This is a genomic window from Psychrobacter sp. BI730, assembly GCF_013414195.1.
Classification (GTDB): Bacteria; Pseudomonadota; Gammaproteobacteria; order Pseudomonadales; family Moraxellaceae; genus Psychrobacter.
Window position 1 is genome coordinate 1 of record NZ_JAATTV010000002.1, and the last position, 19,839, is coordinate 19,839.

The window sequence follows — 19,839 nt, forward strand, 5'->3', positions numbered from 1 at the left end:
AAAAACATCAATGGCGATATATTCTATGACTGGTGCAAATACACGCTCATTCCAAGCCTTAAAACTAAATGCGTGATCGTCATGGATAATGCCAGTTTTCATAAACGAGTGAAAAGTCTTCTGAATAGGCATGGTCACAGGCTTTTATTTCTACCATCCTATAGTCCTGACTTAAATCCTATTGAAAAGAAATGGGCACAAGCTAAGTTTCTACGCCAAGGTTGGATGGAGAATAATCTACCTAAACTATTTCATAATATGGGTTGTACTTCTTTTATTTTGGATTGACTATATCCAAGGCACTTAAATAACGCTAGATTTTGTAAGATTAATAATAAAGTGCGTATAGTACGTTATATTGATACCGCGATTAGTCATTAGGCATCAATTGTAGAAGATTCGCTGTTATCACAAATTTCAACGCAGACAATGCAAATATAGGTACTTATATCGATCTGACAATAGATGATATAAAAGTTTAAAATAGCCAAGCAAATTTTGTATTGTTAGATAGCGTTACGAACAAATAGTCGTTTACAGGACAATGAGAATGGAAAATAATTTTGAAGGTTTAAAAGTAATGGTAATTGATGATTCAAAAACCATTCGCCGTACTGCAGAAACTTTATTACAAAAAGCGGGCTGTGAAGTAGTGACCGCTATCGATGGTTTTGATGCGTTAGCAAAGATTGTAGATAACAATCCAGATATTATTTTTGTCGACATTATGATGCCACGTCTAGATGGATATCAGACTTGTGCGCTGATAAAAAATAACCCTGATTATGCCAATAAACCGGTAATTATGTTGTCATCTAAAGATGGTCTATTTGATAAGGCACGTGGTCGTATTGTAGGTTCTGATGAGTATCTGACTAAGCCATTTAGTAAAGATGAGCTTTTTGATGCTATTAATCAGTACCGTTAATCGAATAAATATAGACTTACAGGGAGTGATTGATATTATCGCTCCAGATTATTCAATACTGAGTAATCATGATTAAAGAATGGCTACTAGTAGATTTATAAGTGCTATTTTTAATCATTTTATCTGAACCATATATCAATATATCTTCACAGATATTTTAGAACTTAAAGGAACCTCCTATGACTACCGTTTTAGTCATTGACGACTCGCCATCAGAAATGGCGAAATTTCGCGATATGCTTGCCAAAAACAACTTCCAAGTGTTGGAAGCGACCAATGGTGAGCAGGGTTGCCAGATGGCAGCTGAACATTTGCCAGATGTGATTTTGATGGATGTGGTCATGCCTGAAATGAATGGTTTTCAGGCCACACGCAAGATTACCCGCGGTAAAACCACTGCTCATATCCCTGTCATCATGATTAGTACCAAAAACCAAGAAACAGATAGAGTTTGGGGCAAGCGTCAAGGCGCCAAAGAATATATGAACAAACCAGTTGATGAAAGTGGATTGGTCAATATGATTCGCAAAGTGATGGAGTAACTTGTGGCTTCTAGAGGATTTATTGAGCTTCTGCGTTTAGCAGATTTGGCACGCGCGCGCAAAAGCGGTCGCCGCGGTGGCCAAGAGTTTGATTGGCAAGGTGTGGTATTTGAAATTGGTGGGCAGCGCTTAGTTGCCCCTATGGGTCAGGTATCAGAGGTATTATCTATGCCAGAATATACTAGCCTACCTCTAGTAAAGCCATGGATGCTAGGTATTGCCAACATTCGTGGGCGACTCTTACCTTTAACGGATTTGTCGCATTTTTTGCAAGTCCCTAGTCGCTTGACACAAATGAGCCAACGGAAAGTTATCGTCATTGATTATGACAATAACTTTTCAGGACTGCTGGTGGATCAAGTGCTTGGTATCGAACAGTTCACACAAGAACAGTATCGTCCAGAAGCCATAGATCCAGAGTCGCCGTTTGCGCCTTATAACCATGGCAAGTTTTTCAAAAACGACCAAGACTGGTATGTATTTATGCCAAGTTTGCTCGCACAAGATCCTCAGTATTCAGATGCTGCAATATAATTGTCGATAATAGAAGACCTGTCTGTTAAGTAACGACAGAGAAATAGCGACTGACATAATAGGGTTCGATGTCAGCATTTATACAGGCTTTGCTAATCATTGTTTAGATAACAATACGATTGTCAAAGTCAGCCACAATTAGACTTTGATGACTGTTTGAAAGGAAGACGCAAGATGAGTGATGTGATAAAAAAACCTGTAGCTGGTATGGCCAAAACATCAGCAGATGGCAAAGACGCTGATAGTACTTGGAAGCTATTGTTAGGATTTTTTGTTCTATTAAGTTTGGCTTGTCTGATTTGGTTGGTTAACTCGCTATCATCGGTAAGTCAGTATTTCGATAGTTTCAATCAATCCGTTATCTTACCAGCGGCTGTATTTGCAATCGGCGCATTAGGGATTCTGTTTGCTTTGTACCAGCTACTGAAAAATCGTGGTGGGTCAGAGCGATCGCTTATTGAAAAAGAAACCTTGCGTCGTCGTCAAGAAGCAGAAGCTGAGTCTGAGCGAGCACGTCAAATTCAAGAAGAAAACGAACGTAACCAGATCGCTATTTTACGTCTACTTGATGAGTTGGGTGATTTGGCAGAAGGTGATTTGACAGTCAATGCGACTGTATCAGAAGACTTTACAGGGGCGATTGCTGATTCAGTCAACTTTGCAATTGACCAATTACGACAGTTGGTACTGGTTATTAACAGCACTGCTGACCGAGTATCGCAATCTTCAGATCAAACGCAGATGAATGCTGTTGAACTGGCCGAAGCTTCTGAACACCAAGCACAAGAGATTGCTGGTGTATCAGCCGCTATTAATGAGATGACTGTCTCGATTGATCAAGTTTCAAACAATGCTGCGGAATCTGCAACGGTTGCCCAGCGTTCAGTTGCTATTTCTCATAACGGAGCAGAAGTTGTACAACGCTCTATTGAGGGTATGAACGTTATTCGTGACCAGATTCAAGAAACATCAAAACGTATTAAGCGCCTTGGTGAGTCTTCGCAAGAGATTGGTGATATCGTTGGACTAATTAACGATATTGCTGACCAGACCAACGTTTTGGCATTGAACGCCGCTATTCAGGCATCGATGGCAGGGGAAGCGGGCCGAGGCTTCGCAGTTGTTGCTGATGAGGTACAGCGTCTGGCTGAGCGTTCAGCGAACGCTACTAAGCAGATTGAAACATTGGTAAAAACCATTCAGGCCGATACCAACGAAGCAGTTATGTCGATGGAATCAACAACTTCTGAAGTTGTACGCGGCGCACGCTTAGCAAAAGATGCGGGTGAAGCACTAGAAGAAGTACAGAGCGTTTCTAATACTTTGGCTGACTTGATTCAAAACATCTCAAACGCTGCATTACAACAGGCTGAGTCTGCGGGTCATATTTCTCACACCATGAACATCATTCAAGATATTACTTCACAGACTTCTTCTGGAACGATGGCAACAGCCCGTTCTATTGGTGAACTAAGTGAAATGGCAGCAGCACTACAGGAATCGGTAACAGGCTTCAAAGTATCGAACGACGACGAGCTAGTAGATTATGAAGTGTTGGATACGGAAGGCGCATTGAAAGAAAGCGTTTAGTGATTAGTTATTCTTTTAGAGCAAGATCGACAGCATTTGATTTTTCTGCATATTGAACAAAGTTGCTGCTGTAAGAGTGATAAAAAGAAGCCGTAATTATAGTAGGTGATTTGTCTAGCTTAAATAACGTTAATTAGCTAAATCATCTGCTTATACAGTTGATCTGACATTAGGTAATACTTTGATGAAAGTCGACAGTTTGGATGTGCAACGATGGCAGAAGTACATAGAGCAAGAGACTGGATTTGTGCTGCCAGACATACAGCTACAGTGGTTGGCCAATGCAATTGACTGTACGGCTATGTCGAATGGATTGAGCGTTCAACAATTATGGTATCAATTATCGAGAAACAATGAGTTGCGTCAGCAGTTGCTAGATAAAGTGCTCATTCATGAGAGTCGCTTCTTTCGATATAGACCCTCTATCGACTTTGTTACAGAGTATGCATTGCAGCATCATAAAGCTGACAACATTGATAGTTTATTTCGTATTTGGAGTGTTGGTTGCGCAAGTGGACAAGAAGCTTGGTCACTGGCCATGAGCTTGGCCGCACAGCGATGTCAAGGCTATAAAATATTAGGGACAGACATCAGCGAAGAGGCTATTAAAAGCGCACGGTTGGGGCAATACGATAACAGGCAGCAAACTCTAATCCCGCAACCGTGTCAGCCGTTTGTTCAGCCGCTACCTTCTAAGAGTACATCAAACAGATTGAAGCCTAGCACATCAGAAGCGGCTAATATTATGCAGGAGAATTGGCAGGTAGCGCCTGTATTACAGCCACATGTCAATTTTTCTGTACACAATATTATTGAACAAAAACCACCCACTACGCATCTTCAGCACGTGATTATTTGCCAAAACATGCTGCTATATTTTCGTAAATTTGATCAGCGTGATATTTTGGCACGGTTATCAGAGCAGTGCGCGTTAGAGGGATATATTATATTGGCTCCAGGTGAGGCGTTGTTCTGGCGTCCTTCAAATATGCGCCGCATTGCGCACCCACAGGTTAATGTGTGGCAAAAAATTAGTGCCTAAATTAGTGCATAGACGAGTTAGGATAAACCTATGAAAAACCAGCCCAATGACATAGTGACGTTTCAGTGGTTGCTACCATTATTCAATCAGCAGTTAGCACAGATATCTGACGGTTGGCAATTAGGTGAATCTAGCATCGACCATGAGCAACTGACATCAAGTTATCATCAGGTTAGTGGTGCGCTCATCATACTTAAACTACCTTTACTAGCAAATGTTGCTGGCAAGTTGAGTCAACTCGCAGGATTACAAAGTTGTGACGATTTTTCTATTAAAGATCGCCGTATAGGTCAGTTCTCTCATCGATTATTACAACGAGAGATTAATCAGTATGCGCGTACAGGAATCTATCATAGAGGTCTAATAAGTAGAGCAATTGATGAGCTGACCCAAGCTTTGTCTCAACGAGATATAGAAACTGATATTCTTGTAAACATTAGTGATATTCAGCATGAATACACGAATGATCATGCGAATAACGAAAATATTATCAATAGTATTGAAGTGGCCGTACCAACAGAACAAGCTACTGCTAGCTTGACAAGTGAACAGTGTCAGCAGTTGCTACTCGTATGGCGTCAACAAGTACAGGCATTACTAATCACTAATACAAATCAGTCGTCAGCACTCAGTACCTTAGAAAAAGCTAGCCAGTATCTCAGGCAGACAACACAAGATAGTGGTTTACAAAGACTATGGTGTTTGACTGAACTGCTGCTAAGCGATCTGGCCCAAAACGAGACGCCACTTCCGGAGCGTTATGCAGCATTATTAGGTCAGCTTGATCAAGTTATAGAATCTTGTGCTCAGTCAAATGAAGTACCTTCAACTATAGTTGTAAGATTGACCACGGCAATCTATGTCGAATTGAGTTATCTAGCGCACAGTAGCAAACGTACTCAGTCTATTTTGGATAAAGTATCTCAAAGTACCACGACAGCGTCTCGTTTTTTACCGCAATTATTAACTCAGATTGATGCGCTTATTTTCAAACTGGATGAGCCAGATAGCTTGGTAGCTCCTTTACAACATATCAGAGAGCAGCTCAAAAACCGAGGCTGGACTTACTACGTGTCTCAGGTGGAATCAATCCTTGCAGATTTAAAACAGTCTCTCGTATCAGAAACAAGTTTTGCGCAAGAGCAGTGGCAAATTGAACGCAAGCTGCAAGAGTTATACAACGCTATTTATAGTACTGAGCAAACCATTTCTCTTAAGATTGGTGAGGCAACCTCTTTCGCTACTGTGCCTGAAGTGATAAATAGTAACGAGACAGAATTAAAAGGTAAACATGACTCTATTCCTACCGATGATGGCCTACGTGAGCTTCGAATTGCAGTAGAAGAGATAAAGCAAAACTTCAACGACTATATACAACATCAAGATATTAGGTTATTACCAGCGTCTACTGAGTTTACCAGTATTGGTCAAGCTTTTGACGATATGGAGTTGCCAGAAATTCGTCATACTATGGATGATATCGGTAGTCTATTTGCACAGTTAACTACTCGTAATATTACTACCCCGAGCTGGAATTTGGTGCAGGCGTTGGCTGAGAGCTTAACGTCTATTGAGCTATTACTTGACTATCTTGCGCAGCAGGTTTTCGATCAGCAGTTGCTTAATTTAGCAAATGAACATACGGCCAGAGCAACACAGCTTCTTGATACTGATATCAATTCACCAGCAACGCTTAACAAGACTGTACTCACTCAAGAGTCAGCTGCGACGAATGTTGTACGTTACGATGATAGTGGTGAGATCAGCCCTGTTATCAATATAGACGATGCAAATGTAGTTGAAGAAGATAGTGTGAGTCTGTCCAATAATACTGAAAGTGATGCACTAAAGCAGGCTCGTAAGCATGTGAAGCCTGATAACTTTGAAACAGATGAAGATGTCCACGATATCTTTATTGAAGAAGTGACTGAAATCATCACTGATCTTGAAGATTTTCTTCCTATCTGGGCGCAAGACTCACAAGATCTAACACCATTGACTGAAGTGCGTAGAGGTTTTCACACTCTAAAAGGCTCAGGTCGTATGGTTGGTGCCTTTAGTATCAGTGAGATAGCATGGTCAATCGAAAACCTACTCAATCGTTTATTAGATAAAACATTGCCAGTAACAGATGATGTTGTGAATCTAGTGGTTGATACCACAAAAATTCTACCAGCATTGGTAGCAGATTTTTCAGCCCAGCGACCACCAAGCTTTGACCCTGCGATTACTATTTTACAAAGTAGTAATCTTATGAGTCAGCAGCCGGTCAACACTGGACTGACGACAGCTGAACTTGCTCCTAAAGAGGTTATGTCAGATGATGCAGAATTAGAAAAATCGCTACTAGAAATCGATGATGCTGATAACGATTCTAATAACGATAGTACCGAGTTGGTTACTGACTCGAATAACAAGGAAGCAAATACCAACGAATATCTATCTACATTGGATATTCCAGAGAATCTTGCACCTTTTATTAAAGAGACTAATAAACTACCAGCTGATGCCGACGGTGCAGATCCTGATATCAAAGAGATATTTATAGAAGAGGCCAATGAAGTATTGGCAGAAATTGTGCCGTTGTACGAAAGCTGGCAGGAAAATTCGACCGATCTAGAGGGATTAAAGGATATTCGCCGTGGTTTCCATACCTTGAAAGGTTCGGGCCGCATGGTAGGCGCTAACTATACAGCGGAACTGGCATGGTCTATAGAAAACATGCTTAACCGTGTTTTAGATAACAGTGTCGCTATCTCAGCTGATATACGTCAGTTGATTACAGATGTACTGGCAGCTTACCCCAAGATGCTTGTAGCATTTGAACAGGGTACTCAAGACTATCCAGCTGTTGTCCCAGTATGGATTGCATGTGCTGATGCGTATAGCAAACAGCAGGGTAATGGATTTAGCTATGCTGCGTTGTTTGCACAATCAGTAGATAGCTCTATAGATGAGATGGAAGAAAAGACGCCATTGTCTGATACGGCTGAGACTGGCTATGTTTATGATGACAACAGTAGTGAAGCAATAGACTCTACCTTGCAGACCTTTCATTCGGTCAATGAAAAAATGGCTGAGGCAGCGGTTGTCCTTACCCCTCAAACTGAGGAAGAAAAAGCATTTTGTAAGATATTTATTGATGAAGCAGAAGAGCTGCTTGATTGTATCGAACAGTTTGTCAAAGACAATAGAGAACAGCATCATATAGAAATCACAGATGAAATCGTACGCGCATTTCATACTTTGCGCGGCGCTTCGGGTTCTAGTGCTTTGGCCGCTATCAGCGAAGTCAGTGCGACCATCGAGCATAGCTTGGAGTCATTACAACAACAAGATATAGGTATGAATGCTCAGCACTTAGCAGCATTAGCCCAGTCAGCCACATTAATAGATGGTTATCTGAATAATTATAAGCAAAATGTAGAGCAGAATGATGCATCAACAGAGGATGATGGGTCGCAGAGTCAGCATGATATAGCGTCATTGCAAGCCATGCTTGGTGAGCAATACGTGGCTAATGACACTACTGTCATGACCAATAATAAACCGACGATAGAAGAGTTATTAGACAGTAATATTGATACGTTGCTCGATGCTGAGTGGGAATTAGATGATGCGTTGAATCATACTGAGATAGAGCATATTCAAGGTTATATAGAGCAGCAAGTTTCACAAATAGCTTCTCTTATGGAAAAAGCGCAAGCATTTCCAAAATTTGTCACAATTTTAGATGAGCTGGGTAATGCGTATCGTTATTTAAGTAATCATATCGATATAGCTAAAAATCAAGACATTCAAGCGATATTGCATGCAGGTCATGCTCAGCTGATAGGCTTGTTTGATGCCTTAGCTGGAAGTACCTCCTTAAAAATAGATAAACAAGTCATTGATGAGCTACGAAGTATTTATCAAAAAAGTAATGACAATGAGGACCTCGGTTTCATCGTTAGAGCCGTTCCAGTAGCTGACCTACAATTTGAAACTATTGATACTGATGCCGAGCTGTTAGAAATATTTTTAGAAGAAGCACAAGAGCTTGATACTGCACTAGATGAAAGCTTCAATAAGTGGCGTGCCGATATCACCAATATCAATGCGCTGAAAGTTCTACAGCGTCATTTGCACACGATTAAAGGTGGTGCACGGATGGCCGGTATCCGTAGTATTGGCGATTTGACCCATGAAGCAGAAAGTGTCTATGAGTCGTTTGTAGAGAACCGAAGAGCGCCAACCGCGCAGTGGCTTGAAATCATGCAAATGGTGCAAGACACCATGTCACTACAAGTGATGCATATTGTGAGTCATAAGAAATCTTTCTTTACTCCAGAGCTGATTGAGCAGTTGCGCCAGCTTGAAAAAGCAAAAACGTTACCAGAGGTAATCGATCTAGTCATACCAGTGCCAAAAAATCATTTTGAACCTACAGAGCGTAGCATTGCTGCCAATGTTGTTGACAGTGATAATGAGGTATTGAGTACACTAAGTCTGGATAGCATGATTAAACAATCATGGGCTAACGGACTTCCTGATCCTGATATATTAGCGGTATTTTTAGAAGAGGCAGAAGAGCTTACCAATCGTAATAAGTATCTACACTTGTTCTTAAAAGACACGAGTAATACCACAGCGTTGCAAGCGCTCCAACGTGATTTGCATACCATAAAGGGTGGCGCACGAATGGTCACTGCCTCTGGTATTGCTGACTTGGCTCACGAGATGGAGTCGGTTTATACAGACTTTGTCAGTAATCGACGTCCAGCCACCAAAAAAGTATTAGAGTTGCTGGTTGCAAGTCATGACTGGCTAGCTGATGCAGTATTTATTCTTCAACAACATGTTAATCCACCGACGCCTACGCTATTAATTGAAGCGTTGGAGCAATTTGGTAGAAACCCTGATAGCCTAAAAACGATACCTAAAGAGTCTCTACAAGCCCAGCGTGAAGCAATCTTGATTGCCAAAGAAAACCAAGATTCACAGTATCTTGCAAAAGATATCAGTGAAATGCCGTCTATGCTTAGAGATACTCACGAGGAAGATCAGAGCACTAGTAGCAATGAGATGATTCGTATCTCGGGTGGTTTGATTGAGCACATGATTAATCTATCTGGTGAGTCAGCGATTAACCGTGCTCGTATCGATATGGGTATCAGTAGTTTAACAAACAGTATCGAAGAGATGGGTACGACAGTACAACGCCTGGCAGATCAGCTACGTCGTATGGAGATCGAGCTAGAAGCACAGATTTTGTCTCAGATAGATGAGGAACTCATCGATAATGAAGACTTTGACCCTCTAGAGATGGATCAATACTCATCTTTGAATCAGCTATCTAAATCTTTAACAGAGTCGGCCTCAGATTTGGTTGATATTAATCATACATTATTAGAAAAGACACGTGATAGCGAAAGCCTGCTGCTACAGTTATCTCGTACCCAGACGGAACTGCAAGACGGTTTGATGAATTCACGTATGGTGCCATTTACGCGCTTGACACCACGTCTTGAACGTATCGTACGTCAAACAGCTAACGAGCTTAATAAGTCTGTTGAACTGACCATTGTTAATGCTGATGACGAGATGGATAGAACCATCCTAGAGCGCATTACGTCACCGCTTGAGCATATGTTACGTAATGCTGTCGACCATGGTATTGAAACCACGTCAACCCGTCTGAAGTCAGGCAAAGAGCGTAGCGGTCGTATCACCCTTGAGGTCCGTCGTGAAGGTAGTGAAATCGTCATTCAATTAACAGATGATGGGCGAGGTATTGATGTTGAAGCAGTACGTAGTAAAGCCATCTCTCAGGGTCTAATTGATGCAGATGATAATAGTCTGTCAGACCTTGATATTATGCAATATATTTTCAACGCTGGATTAAGTACTAGTCAGCAAGTGACTCAGATTTCTGGACGCGGCGTTGGTATGGACGTTGTTATTAGTGAAATTCGTCAACTAGGTGGAGCGGTATCCGTCGTTTCAGAGTTGGGTAAAGGCTCAAGTTTCACAATGCGTCTACCACTGACGGTAGCCGTGTCTGACGCGTTGGTTGTTCGTGCTGCAGATCGCTACTATGCGATTCCATTGGTACAGATTGAGCGCGTGGTTCGAATGAATCCAGAGAAGCTCTATGACTACTATCAATCAAATGATGCCACATTGAATTTTGAAGACACTGAGTATCGAGTACGTTATCTAAATGAAATTTTATCAGGCAATAAGTTAAATGAGTTGGTGGTAAATACCAATACCAGCTTACCGCTTATTATTATTAAAAACCGTACCGGACAGAATATCGCTTTGCAAGTGGATCAGATTGCAGGTTCGCGCATAGAAGTTGTTGTCAAACCTTTAGGCCAACAGTTATCAAATATTCCAGGGGTTTCAGCTGCTACTATTATGGGTGATGGCTCGGTCATGCTCATCTTAGATTTGATTGCCCTTATGCGTAATGCGCAATTGGTCAAGAATATTACGAAAGCTGCTGATGCTAAAAGAGGACGTATAGAGTCTAAATCTACCATTCTAGTCGTCGATGACTCCGTGACGGTACGTAAAGTAACCTCACGTTTCTTAGAGCGCCAAGGGTTCAATGTGGCAGTCGCTAAAGATGGTATTGACGCAATTGAGATATTGCAAGATATGACACCAGACATGATATTGCTTGATATCGAAATGCCTCGTATGGACGGCTTCGAGGTCGCCACTCAAGTCCGACATAATAGTCGTCTAAAGCAAATTCCGATTATTATGATAACGTCACGTACTGGCGAAAAGCATCGTGAGCGTGCCTTAGAGATTGGTGTGAATGACTATATGGGTAAACCATTCCAAGAAAAAGAGCTGCTTGATAAAATGCAAAAATTACTAGGTGAAGGGGTCAGCCTGACTAATGAAGGATAATGCACGTGTTTTAGCGCTGCGAAAAAAAAATAGAAACGATATTAAAGTGATGGTGGTGGCAGAAGACCATCGCCAGCGCATGGCGTTTTCAGATACGGTACGTGGGTTCGGCTTTACGCTGGTCGGCTGTGTTTCACGAGCACAGTGGCGGGAAACAGGTGCGCTTTCTAACTCAGCTATCGATATTTGGCTGATAGACAGTGATTATGATGACAGTGTGGCAATAGCGACGGTGGCATCCAAACCAGCAGCAGTACTAGTGGGCTTCAGTCAAGCACCGTATCTAAACGAATCACAAGAATATGCAAAGTGGCAACGTAAGTTAAAGCGTAAATTTGCCCAATTGCTTGACTTGCCAATATTGGTAGATGCTCCAGCTTACAAGAGTGCTGATACTGACTGGCATTATGTCGTATTCTTGGGTGCTTCTATGGGTGGTCCTAGCGCGGTCAAAGAGTTTTTAGATAACGTACCAGCCACACTACCAATTTGTATTTTATTGGCACATCATTTTAATCAGGCTATGATTGGTACGTTGCCTCGCATACTTAATCGTCATAACGACTGGCGCTGTAAGATTATCGCTTCTTCACAGCGGCTACGAGCAGGAGAGTGTCTGATAGTACCTATTGATAAGCAGGTTGTCTGTGATTCAACAGGTCGCGTGATACTATTGGATCAAGATTGGCATGGTGAATATAAGCCTGCAATCGGGCAGCTGCTCAAAAATACCAGTGATGTTCATGGTAGCGAGCTTATTAATATTATATTTTCAGGTATGGGTAATGATGGCTCTCAGTATCTAGACTTAATCCAAGACAATAACAGTCAATTATGGGCACAAGATCCGAGCTTGAGTGCATGTCCAAGTCAGCCTCAGGCTATCATTGACTCAGGGTATTGCAATTTTGTTGGTAGCCCTACCGATTTAGCAAAAAAACTAACCGATTACATTGGTGAAAAGGCAGCTAGCCATTCACATTAACTTATTGCGAGTGACGTATGACACAAATTTTAAAACATTCGTTTGAGGCTGTGAGTCTGTTGACTACCAACAACGGTATGCTTGACGTCACTATTGTTCCAGCAGTTAACCAGCCGGACTGGATCATTCCAAGCAGCCTAATTTTGAGTGTGGATGAGTCTCAGCAGCAGGTTTCTAGATACGACTGGCAACAGCAAGATTTGGCTGTATTTCATTTGCTACTGCAAGATCAAACTCCAGACAAAATGGTTGTTTTGGAAGGTAATACGACTGATCACCGTTTTGCCTTACAGACGGCAGGTGATTTGCGTCAGCTGCAAGCACGAATTTCTGAAGTGAAAGATGTAGAGACACCTGAACAATTTAGTGGTGCTAATATCGAAGGTAGGGAAGAATATTTTGATAAAAATGACGTCTCATCCTACCTATATCAAACAGTGATGATTGATGACGAAATCTACTTAGTGCCAGACTTGGATCAAATTGCCTATCACCTGATTGATTCGGATAGCTAGATTCTTATCGCTATTTAAGGTATTCTCCGTTCTATAAATAGTAAGCCAGTAATGTTAATGACTTCATCTGTTGAAGAGCATTAGCTGGCTTATAAAACTGATTAGAGATAATTCCTGATAAAGGTAGTAGAGTCACTCATGAATAATGCCAACTCGAATGTATCAAAGTGGTCGGTTAGTAGCCGTATTTTTCATTGGATTAGTGCAGCCTTACTGTTAGCCACATGGATAATGATACTGCTATATGAGAATTTAGATAGCAATATGTTTATTGGATACCATAAAGCGTTCGGCGTGAGCTTATTATTCTGGATGATTGCTCGAGTCATCAACCGCGTTTTTACTAAGGCGCCACCACCGTTAGCTATGCCAAAATGGCAAATGCTCGTATCTCAGCTGTCACATTTTGCTCTCTATGCCATACTGATTGCTATGCCACTGGTTGGCTTATTGATGGCAGTATATGGCGGTCGACCAGTCGATATTTTTGGTATTTTTCAGATACCTGTATTCGTGACCCCAGATAGAAGTTTGGCTCGTTTTTACAATAACTTGCATACTGAGATTATCTGGCCAATGATTATTGGTTTTACGGTCTTGCATATAGCCGCCGCGCTATACCATCAGTTTGTCAAAAAAGACAATCTCATTGCCCGTATGAAATAATCTATAATCGATAAACATCAAAAAGCCCCAAGTATCAAACTTGGGGCTTTTTTTATTCATTGTAGAAATACGTACTGTTAGAATGCTATTTCTTATGCTCAGGTAAATTGATATTCATCTCTAACACATCTAAGCTGTCTTCAGAACGATGGTTAATATTGACATCATCAATCTGCACACCGTTAACGTATTTGTTCACAACTTCTAAGATTTCACGTTTCATTTTTTCGATGCGATCAACCGTTAAGCGATTGTTCAATCTGTTTTCGCTAGCAACGATAACTTTTAAACGCTCAGTTGCTAAATTTGCGCTACCTGCGTTACTGTTGTCGTCAGTACCAAATAGGCTACTCCAAAATCCTTTTTTCTTAGTCATCATTATCCCCCAAACCAGCGCTGTAATAGACTCTTTTTCTTCACGTCAATATGACGTAATGGACGCTCTTCACCCAAGAAACGGGCGACAATGTCTTCATAACATTGACCAGCCACAGAGTCGGTATAATGGATAACTGGTTCGCCATGGTTGGACGCTTCAAGCACTGAATGGCTCTCAGGAACAACCCCAAGTAGTGGAACTTTTAGGATATCATTTGAGATAGTATCAATATCCATCATCTCATTGGCAGCCGCACGTTCAGGATTATAACGAGTGATAATCAAATGCTCGCGAACAGTCCCTTGGTTCTCTTCTACTTTTTTCGTCTGACTTTGTAGAATACCGATGATTCTATCTGAGTCACGCACTGAAGAGATTTCAGGGTTGGTGACAATAATAGCTTCATCCGCATGATACATCGCTAGCTGTGCACCGCGCTCAATACCAGCAGGCGAGTCACAAATAATATAGTCAAACTGTTTAGAGAGCTCAGCCATTACCTCTGATACCCCTTCGTCGGTCAGTGCGTCTTTATCGCGTGTCTGACTGGCGGGCAGGATATATAAGTTTTCAAGCTGTTTGTCTTTGACAAGTGCTTGCGACAAACGCGCGTTTCCAGTGATGACATCAACGAAGTCATAAACAATTCTGTTTTCGCAACCCATGATTAAGTCTAGATTACGTAGACCTACATCAAAGTCGATAACAACCGTTTTATAGCCACGTAACGCCAAACCAGCGGCAAAAGAAGCACTTGTCGTGGTTTTACCCACACCGCCTTTACCTGAAGTGATTACAACTATCTTCGCCACAATGGCACACTCCTATGAATCAATGGGATATCTTTTATATAAATAGCAAAATTACATGTTATTAACCTAACATATATACACTATCTTCGAAGCTAGCCTAGCATAAATAAACAAAAAATTATAGCAGCTCGATACTAAAGCAGAAAAACAACCTATGTATCGCTCAATTAGCCTCTCTGCGTGGTATTAGTAGAGTCATAACTATGGTTTTTGGCTTGTCGAATAGAGCAGCTTAACTACCTTAGTTTTCTATAAAGTCACTTCACGGTGTATTATTTTTAATAGCGTTCTAAGCTTCATCCATCACGGTAAATACTAAGCCTTCGCCTTCTACAAATTTTACTTGCACCGACTTGTCGATAACATGCTCAGGTAAGTTGTCTCGTAAGCAATAGGTTCCTGCTACTGACACCAGTGAAGGATTAAAGACTTGGCAGAATATACGGGCATCTTTATCCCCTGTTGCGCCTGCCACCAAACGCCCTTGTGCACGGCCATATACATGCAAGCTATTGTCAGTAATCGCTTCAGCACCACTATTGATACTACTGGTCAAAATCAAGTCGCCGCCAACGTGATTGAGGCTTTGTCCTGAACGCAACATTTGATCATAGATTAAGCTGGTAATATGCTGAGTGCTTACCAACGTCTCGGTGGGCATATTAGATAGTGTGGTTTCAGTAGCAGGTTCGCTCGTGGTAGAAGTATCAACGACGCTATTAGCATTAACTGCTTCGGCATTGTTATTCTCTGGTGATGGTTGGGTAGGGATAGGCGCTTTTTTACTTGGTAATATACGCTCAATACGCTTACCATCTGCTGGAAATATCGCTAAGCGCTGCTCACGTGCTTGCGCATCAAGCATACCTGTCACCACGCCAATAGGCTGTAACCCCCATGCCCATAACAGCTCTACCAATGCTGATAAATCCTGCTCAACGTCACTATCAATAAGGATAGGAATATTGCTCGATTTATTGCTGAGCGTTTCAGTTAGCTGAGCTTCTATAGCTGCTAGATCGCTTGTACTAAACTGTACGCGTGAAAACGTCAGCATCTTGCCATAGAAAGCTAGCGCTGGTGCAGTCTGGTTATCGTTAGCTGAAACTGTCATATACAAACCCTTAAAAATAATTCTGTCACGGTATTATGTCTCTTATTACGTCATGCTATTAGATAGCTAAACTATAGATTTAGCATATCTTGGTGCTTCCATTGCTGCACTTTTACTTGCGCTTCAAACGCGGTCAAACTGTCATCAATGATACTAGAAATTAAAGTATCTAGCGCTGTATTATTGGTATCTATTTGCGCAATACCGCTAGCAATTTCCATCATCAATATATCCAAGCGCTTAGGGTCTAAAAGTCGCTTGTTTAATGCGTTTACGACGTTCTCACCGATATTGTGGCCGACGTGATGTAGCTGTGATTCAATCAGACTGCCCGCGATCGGTATCATGCGTAGATAGCGGCGCAACTCAGGTGTATTGGCCAACCCTTCTTCAATAGCATTGCCCATTTCGCTCGCCAATATACTGCCGCCACCTGATGAGGCAGTCAGTTCCTGCAGCTTCGGTGCAAGTTCTGTACGCAATACAGATAATACGGCCGCTTCAATCTCATTTCGATTTTTTGCAATCGTCGACTCGATGAATGATTTATGCGTGTCTGAACTGGTTAGCTCTTGTCGAAAGTTTTGTATCGCTGTCAAAATAACGCGATCAGAGAGCTCTTCTAACAGTAGGTCAATGTAGAACTTGATTCGGTTGATCCACGTCTGCGGCAGTACTTGGTAGCCAAGCTGATATAGACGTCGTCCAATAACGACCGCTCGCAGCAGTCGCAAAGCACGTAGCTGCGGAAAACAGCCTAATACTTCGTACCAATGAACGAATGGGAAAAAGAACCAGCGATAATAGACTTTTTGTTTGATGGCAATCGCCCAGCGCAATAGCAACTCAACGACCAAAAAGATAGTAAAAAACCCTCCAGCAGTGCGTAGAGGATCATGTAGAGTGCTCTGATACCAATTGAGCGCTTCACTGATGGTTAGCCATTCTGCAGCATTACTACTAAAATTGCTCATCAAAATAGCATCGATACTGATCAATAGCAGATCAATACTGATGGCAATAATCATGACAATATCGTAAGTGAGCTTAAAGCGACTCGGCTTTGGATGATTCGGGTTTGGCGGCTCATCACTTATTGGATAAGGAGGCTGACTCAAAACAGATTCGGTAGCTAACGGCGAGCTAGTAGTAGAGATGGGCACAGTCATACCTTATAAGTAATAAATGGCACAAAGAATGGGTAAGAATTCGATATTTGCTACCATTTACTATGAAAGTAGACATCGAAAATCTATGAGTTCATGATTAGTCACATTATCAATGAATAAGGCTAAAAAACAACCCATCTTTGATTAAAATTTACTTATGATGCATGGCTGTTTGAACAGTAAACATCATAAGTAAGATATGACTATTGTGACACCTATACCCGTAACTTTGTCGCCCAATAACTTTTTATCTCGTTATCGATATTTACTACTTAGTGCGCTTGCATAGACTGTACTTGGTATTTGATAAGATTTAACGGACAGCCAATTTAATATGGCTGCTCATGATTGTTAGGCATCTTGCGTTTTAGGATTGGTTTCAAAGTCTGCCAACATAGTGCTAATGCGTTCATCTTTTTGACGCCACACTTGTTCAACCCAGTCGAACATTTGAGCTTTTGTATCCTCGTCATTTTCGTAGCCACCTTGCTTGATACTTTTGAACAAAGCATCTGGTATATCAATGTAGCGCAAGTCAACGCCCAAGCGTTTGATATTGCCTTTCCAAAGATCCCCATAGCTTGGCACACCATCAGGGTATACGATGGTCATGTCTAGTATGCCATCGATATCTTCACCTAGTGCGCTGATAGCCAGTGATAATCCGCCTGCACGAGGTTTTAACAAGTGCGTATAAGGCGATTTTTGCTGAGCTTGTTTGGCTTTGGTAAAACGAGTACCTTCCAAATAGTTTAATAAGGTAAACGGTTTGTCTTTTAGTAGGGCGCAGGCACGTTTGGCTTCCTCGATGTCTTTGCCTTTTAGCGCAGGGTTTTTGGCAATGGCTTCTTTTGAGTGTCGGCGCATCATTGGAAAATCTAAAAAGTAAAAAGCTTGGCCAACGATAGGGATGTAGATCAGCTCAAACTTGGTAAAAAATCGCGTAAGTGGCAAGCGCTTTTCGCCAATATACTGCACGATGCTAGTATCGACCCATGATTGGTGGTTGCTCACTAGCAGGTATTTACCACTGGTATGAATATCGTCGGGTAGACTGATACGCCAGTCTTTGCGAGGCAACATATTGTCGATCAAGGCACTGTTGCTACTGATCCAGTGAGTAGCAATTTTGATGACGGCTTTGTCTGCAATAGAGGCGCCAGTAATGACCTTACCGACGCCCATTAGCCATAAAGGAATACTACCACCGAAGCTATTGGCGGCGATGACACCAGTGGCTGTTGCAAGCGACACAGCTTTACCCAGTTTAGGTGAACGTTTATGCATTTTTCGAATGGTAGATGTCAATCGCATGCTCAATCCTTTTCAGTCTATCTGATTAATAATAAGCAGTATGTCGCTGAATCTGTCCTAGTCAAGTCAGGAATATCATGAACGTAAAGCTTTAAATCATGACTATTTAAAGCCGACAAATTCAGCGATATAATTTTAGCAGAAACATGTTGTAGTGTACGGTTGTAAACGTGACTAGTGGTAGCAAGGCGCGAAGATTTGACCTATAAAATCATTGAAATATAACCTGCACTTCTCATACATAGGTATGACAAAATATTACACAGAGATAGGTTCTAGTTGCCATAATAATGGGGAATGTAGATAAGTACTTAAAAAAGATTAACGGACAATCTTTATAAAAAGCACGATTTTTTAAACTTAAGAGGAAATATTATGCGTAATACTTTAATGATTGCAGCAGTAGCATCAGGTCTAGCACTTAGTGGTTGTACAACAGATCCAAACACTGGACAACAGCGTCTAAATAAAGCTGCTCTAGGTGGTCTAGTTGGTGCAGCAGGTGGTGCAACTATTTCAAAAGCAACAGGCGGCGACAAAACTGGTCGTGATGCAGCTATCGGCGCAGCACTAGGTGCAGGCGTTGGTTACTACATGGAGCGTCAAGCTCGTCAACTTGAGCAGCAAATGGCTGGCACAGGCGTAACTGTTGAGCAGAACCCAACCACTGGTAACATTGATTTGGTTATGCCAGGTAGCATCACGTTCTCATTTGATGATGCAACCCTTAGCTCATCATTCAAGCCAACGCTTGATAAGCTTGCATCAACGATGAACCAGTACAACCAAAACACGATTACTATTGCTGGTCACACTGATAGCAAAGGTTCAGCATCTTACAACATGGGTCTGTCACGTGATCGTGCTTACTCAGTTGCTAACTACTTAACAGCTCGCGGTGTTGCTTCAAACCGTGTGAACGTTGTTGCTTACGGCGAGTCACGTCCAATCGCAGACAACAATACTGAATATGGCCGTGGTCAAAACCGCCGTGTTGAGCTAACAGTTAATGCACCACAGAGCGTAAACTAATCAATAGCTATAACTAATAATGTGCTAGATATTTGAGCACATATATTTTAAAAAGAGTCAGCAATATGCTGGCTCTTTTTTTTATGTTTTCAGTTTGAATAAAACAGTGATGATTGATAGATATAGTTAATATTAAATTAAATATTGATAATGATTATCAATAACACTATAATTTGTCAGTGTTTGCTATCAATGCAATATTAAACGTCTTATCGTGCGCACTGAGAGTCAATGTGCATGGCTAAGATAGCCTGCTGTAACATGGCTTGATTATCAAAATAATTGAGGCTACTTAACCAAAACGAATTTTT

Annotated in this window: 15 protein-coding genes and 1 pseudogene; 11 read left to right on the forward strand and 5 right to left on the reverse strand. The window is 41.5% G+C overall.

What is annotated here, in order from left to right; genetic code table 11:
* Positions 1-6: 6 nt before the first annotated feature.
* From HCZ91_RS01125 to HCZ91_RS01170, 10 genes and pseudogenes are all read left to right on the forward strand, one after another.
* Positions 7-288, forward strand: a complete 282-nt coding sequence (locus HCZ91_RS01125) for a transposase (protein ID WP_346342170.1) — start codon at positions 7-9, stop codon at positions 286-288.
* A 262-nt stretch (positions 289-550) separates the two neighbouring features.
* The gene (pilG, locus tag HCZ91_RS01130) at positions 551-928 is read left to right on the forward strand and encodes a twitching motility response regulator PilG (protein WP_057761576.1); all 378 of its coding nucleotides are present in this window, start codon (positions 551-553) and stop codon (positions 926-928) included.
* Between the two features lie 179 nt (positions 929-1,107).
* A complete protein-coding gene (locus tag HCZ91_RS01135) occupies positions 1,108-1,470 on the forward strand; it encodes a response regulator (protein WP_057761573.1) in 363 nt (120 codons plus the stop codon).
* Between the two features lie 3 nt (positions 1,471-1,473).
* Positions 1,474-2,004 carry a chemotaxis protein CheW gene (locus tag HCZ91_RS01140; RefSeq protein ID WP_160022438.1) on the forward strand — a complete coding sequence of 177 codons (531 nt, stop codon included), beginning with the start codon at positions 1,474-1,476 and terminating at the stop codon, positions 2,002-2,004.
* Positions 2,005-2,493: 489 nt separating this feature from the next.
* A pseudogene (locus HCZ91_RS01145) lies at positions 2,494-3,594 on the forward strand (methyl-accepting chemotaxis protein); the annotation flags it as partial.
* A gap of 184 nt (positions 3,595-3,778) precedes the next feature.
* The gene (locus HCZ91_RS01150; RefSeq protein WP_179797500.1) at positions 3,779-4,636 is read left to right on the forward strand and encodes a CheR family methyltransferase; all 858 of its coding nucleotides are present in this window, start codon (positions 3,779-3,781) and stop codon (positions 4,634-4,636) included.
* Between the two features lie 30 nt (positions 4,637-4,666).
* Positions 4,667-11,542 carry an Hpt domain-containing protein gene (locus tag HCZ91_RS01155; RefSeq protein WP_179797502.1) on the forward strand — a complete coding sequence of 2,292 codons (6,876 nt, stop codon included), beginning with the start codon at positions 4,667-4,669 and terminating at the stop codon, positions 11,540-11,542.
* Positions 11,532-12,527, forward strand: coding sequence for a chemotaxis protein CheB (locus HCZ91_RS01160; RefSeq protein ID WP_179797504.1), 996 nt, complete (start codon positions 11,532-11,534; stop codon positions 12,525-12,527). Before HCZ91_RS01155 ends, HCZ91_RS01160 begins: the two co-directional genes overlap by 11 nt.
* Positions 12,528-12,544: 17 nt before the next feature.
* Positions 12,545-13,042: a hypothetical protein gene (locus tag HCZ91_RS01165; RefSeq protein WP_179797506.1), complete on the forward strand. Its 498-nt coding sequence runs from the start codon at positions 12,545-12,547 to the stop codon at positions 13,040-13,042.
* A gap of 138 nt (positions 13,043-13,180) precedes the next feature.
* Entirely contained in the window at positions 13,181-13,708 is a 528-nt protein-coding gene (locus HCZ91_RS01170) for a cytochrome b (protein ID WP_179797508.1), read from the forward strand.
* 85 nt (positions 13,709-13,793) lie between these two features.
* Here the strand turns inward: HCZ91_RS01170 and minE are convergent, their stop codons facing one another.
* The 5 genes from minE to HCZ91_RS01195 all read right to left on the reverse strand — a co-directional run bounded on the left by minE (position 13,794) and on the right by HCZ91_RS01195 (position 18,496).
* Positions 13,794-14,084, reverse strand: a complete 291-nt coding sequence (gene minE, locus HCZ91_RS01175) for a cell division topological specificity factor MinE (RefSeq protein WP_057762631.1) — start codon at positions 14,082-14,084, stop codon at positions 13,794-13,796.
* 2 nt (positions 14,085-14,086) lie between these two features.
* Positions 14,087-14,899 (reverse strand): septum site-determining protein MinD, encoded by an 813-nt coding sequence (gene minD, locus HCZ91_RS01180; protein ID WP_057761560.1) that lies wholly within the window; start codon positions 14,897-14,899, stop codon positions 14,087-14,089.
* Positions 14,900-15,188: 289 nt separating this feature from the next.
* Positions 15,189-16,013, reverse strand: coding sequence for a septum site-determining protein MinC (gene minC / locus HCZ91_RS01185; protein WP_179797510.1), 825 nt, complete (start codon positions 16,011-16,013; stop codon positions 15,189-15,191).
* A gap of 71 nt (positions 16,014-16,084) precedes the next feature.
* Positions 16,085-17,182, reverse strand: coding sequence for a hypothetical protein (locus HCZ91_RS01190; protein WP_218870010.1), 1,098 nt, complete (start codon positions 17,180-17,182; stop codon positions 16,085-16,087).
* Positions 17,183-17,533: 351 nt separating this feature from the next.
* Complete coding sequence (locus HCZ91_RS01195) at positions 17,534-18,496, reverse strand: acyltransferase (RefSeq protein ID WP_179797514.1); 963 nt, start codon at positions 18,494-18,496, stop codon at positions 17,534-17,536.
* Positions 18,497-18,871: 375 nt separating this feature from the next.
* On the opposite strand from HCZ91_RS01195, the gene HCZ91_RS01200 reads away from it, so the two are divergent.
* Entirely contained in the window at positions 18,872-19,528 is a 657-nt protein-coding gene (locus HCZ91_RS01200; RefSeq protein WP_057761553.1) for an OmpA family protein, read from the forward strand.
* Positions 19,529-19,839: the final 311 nt, after the last annotated feature.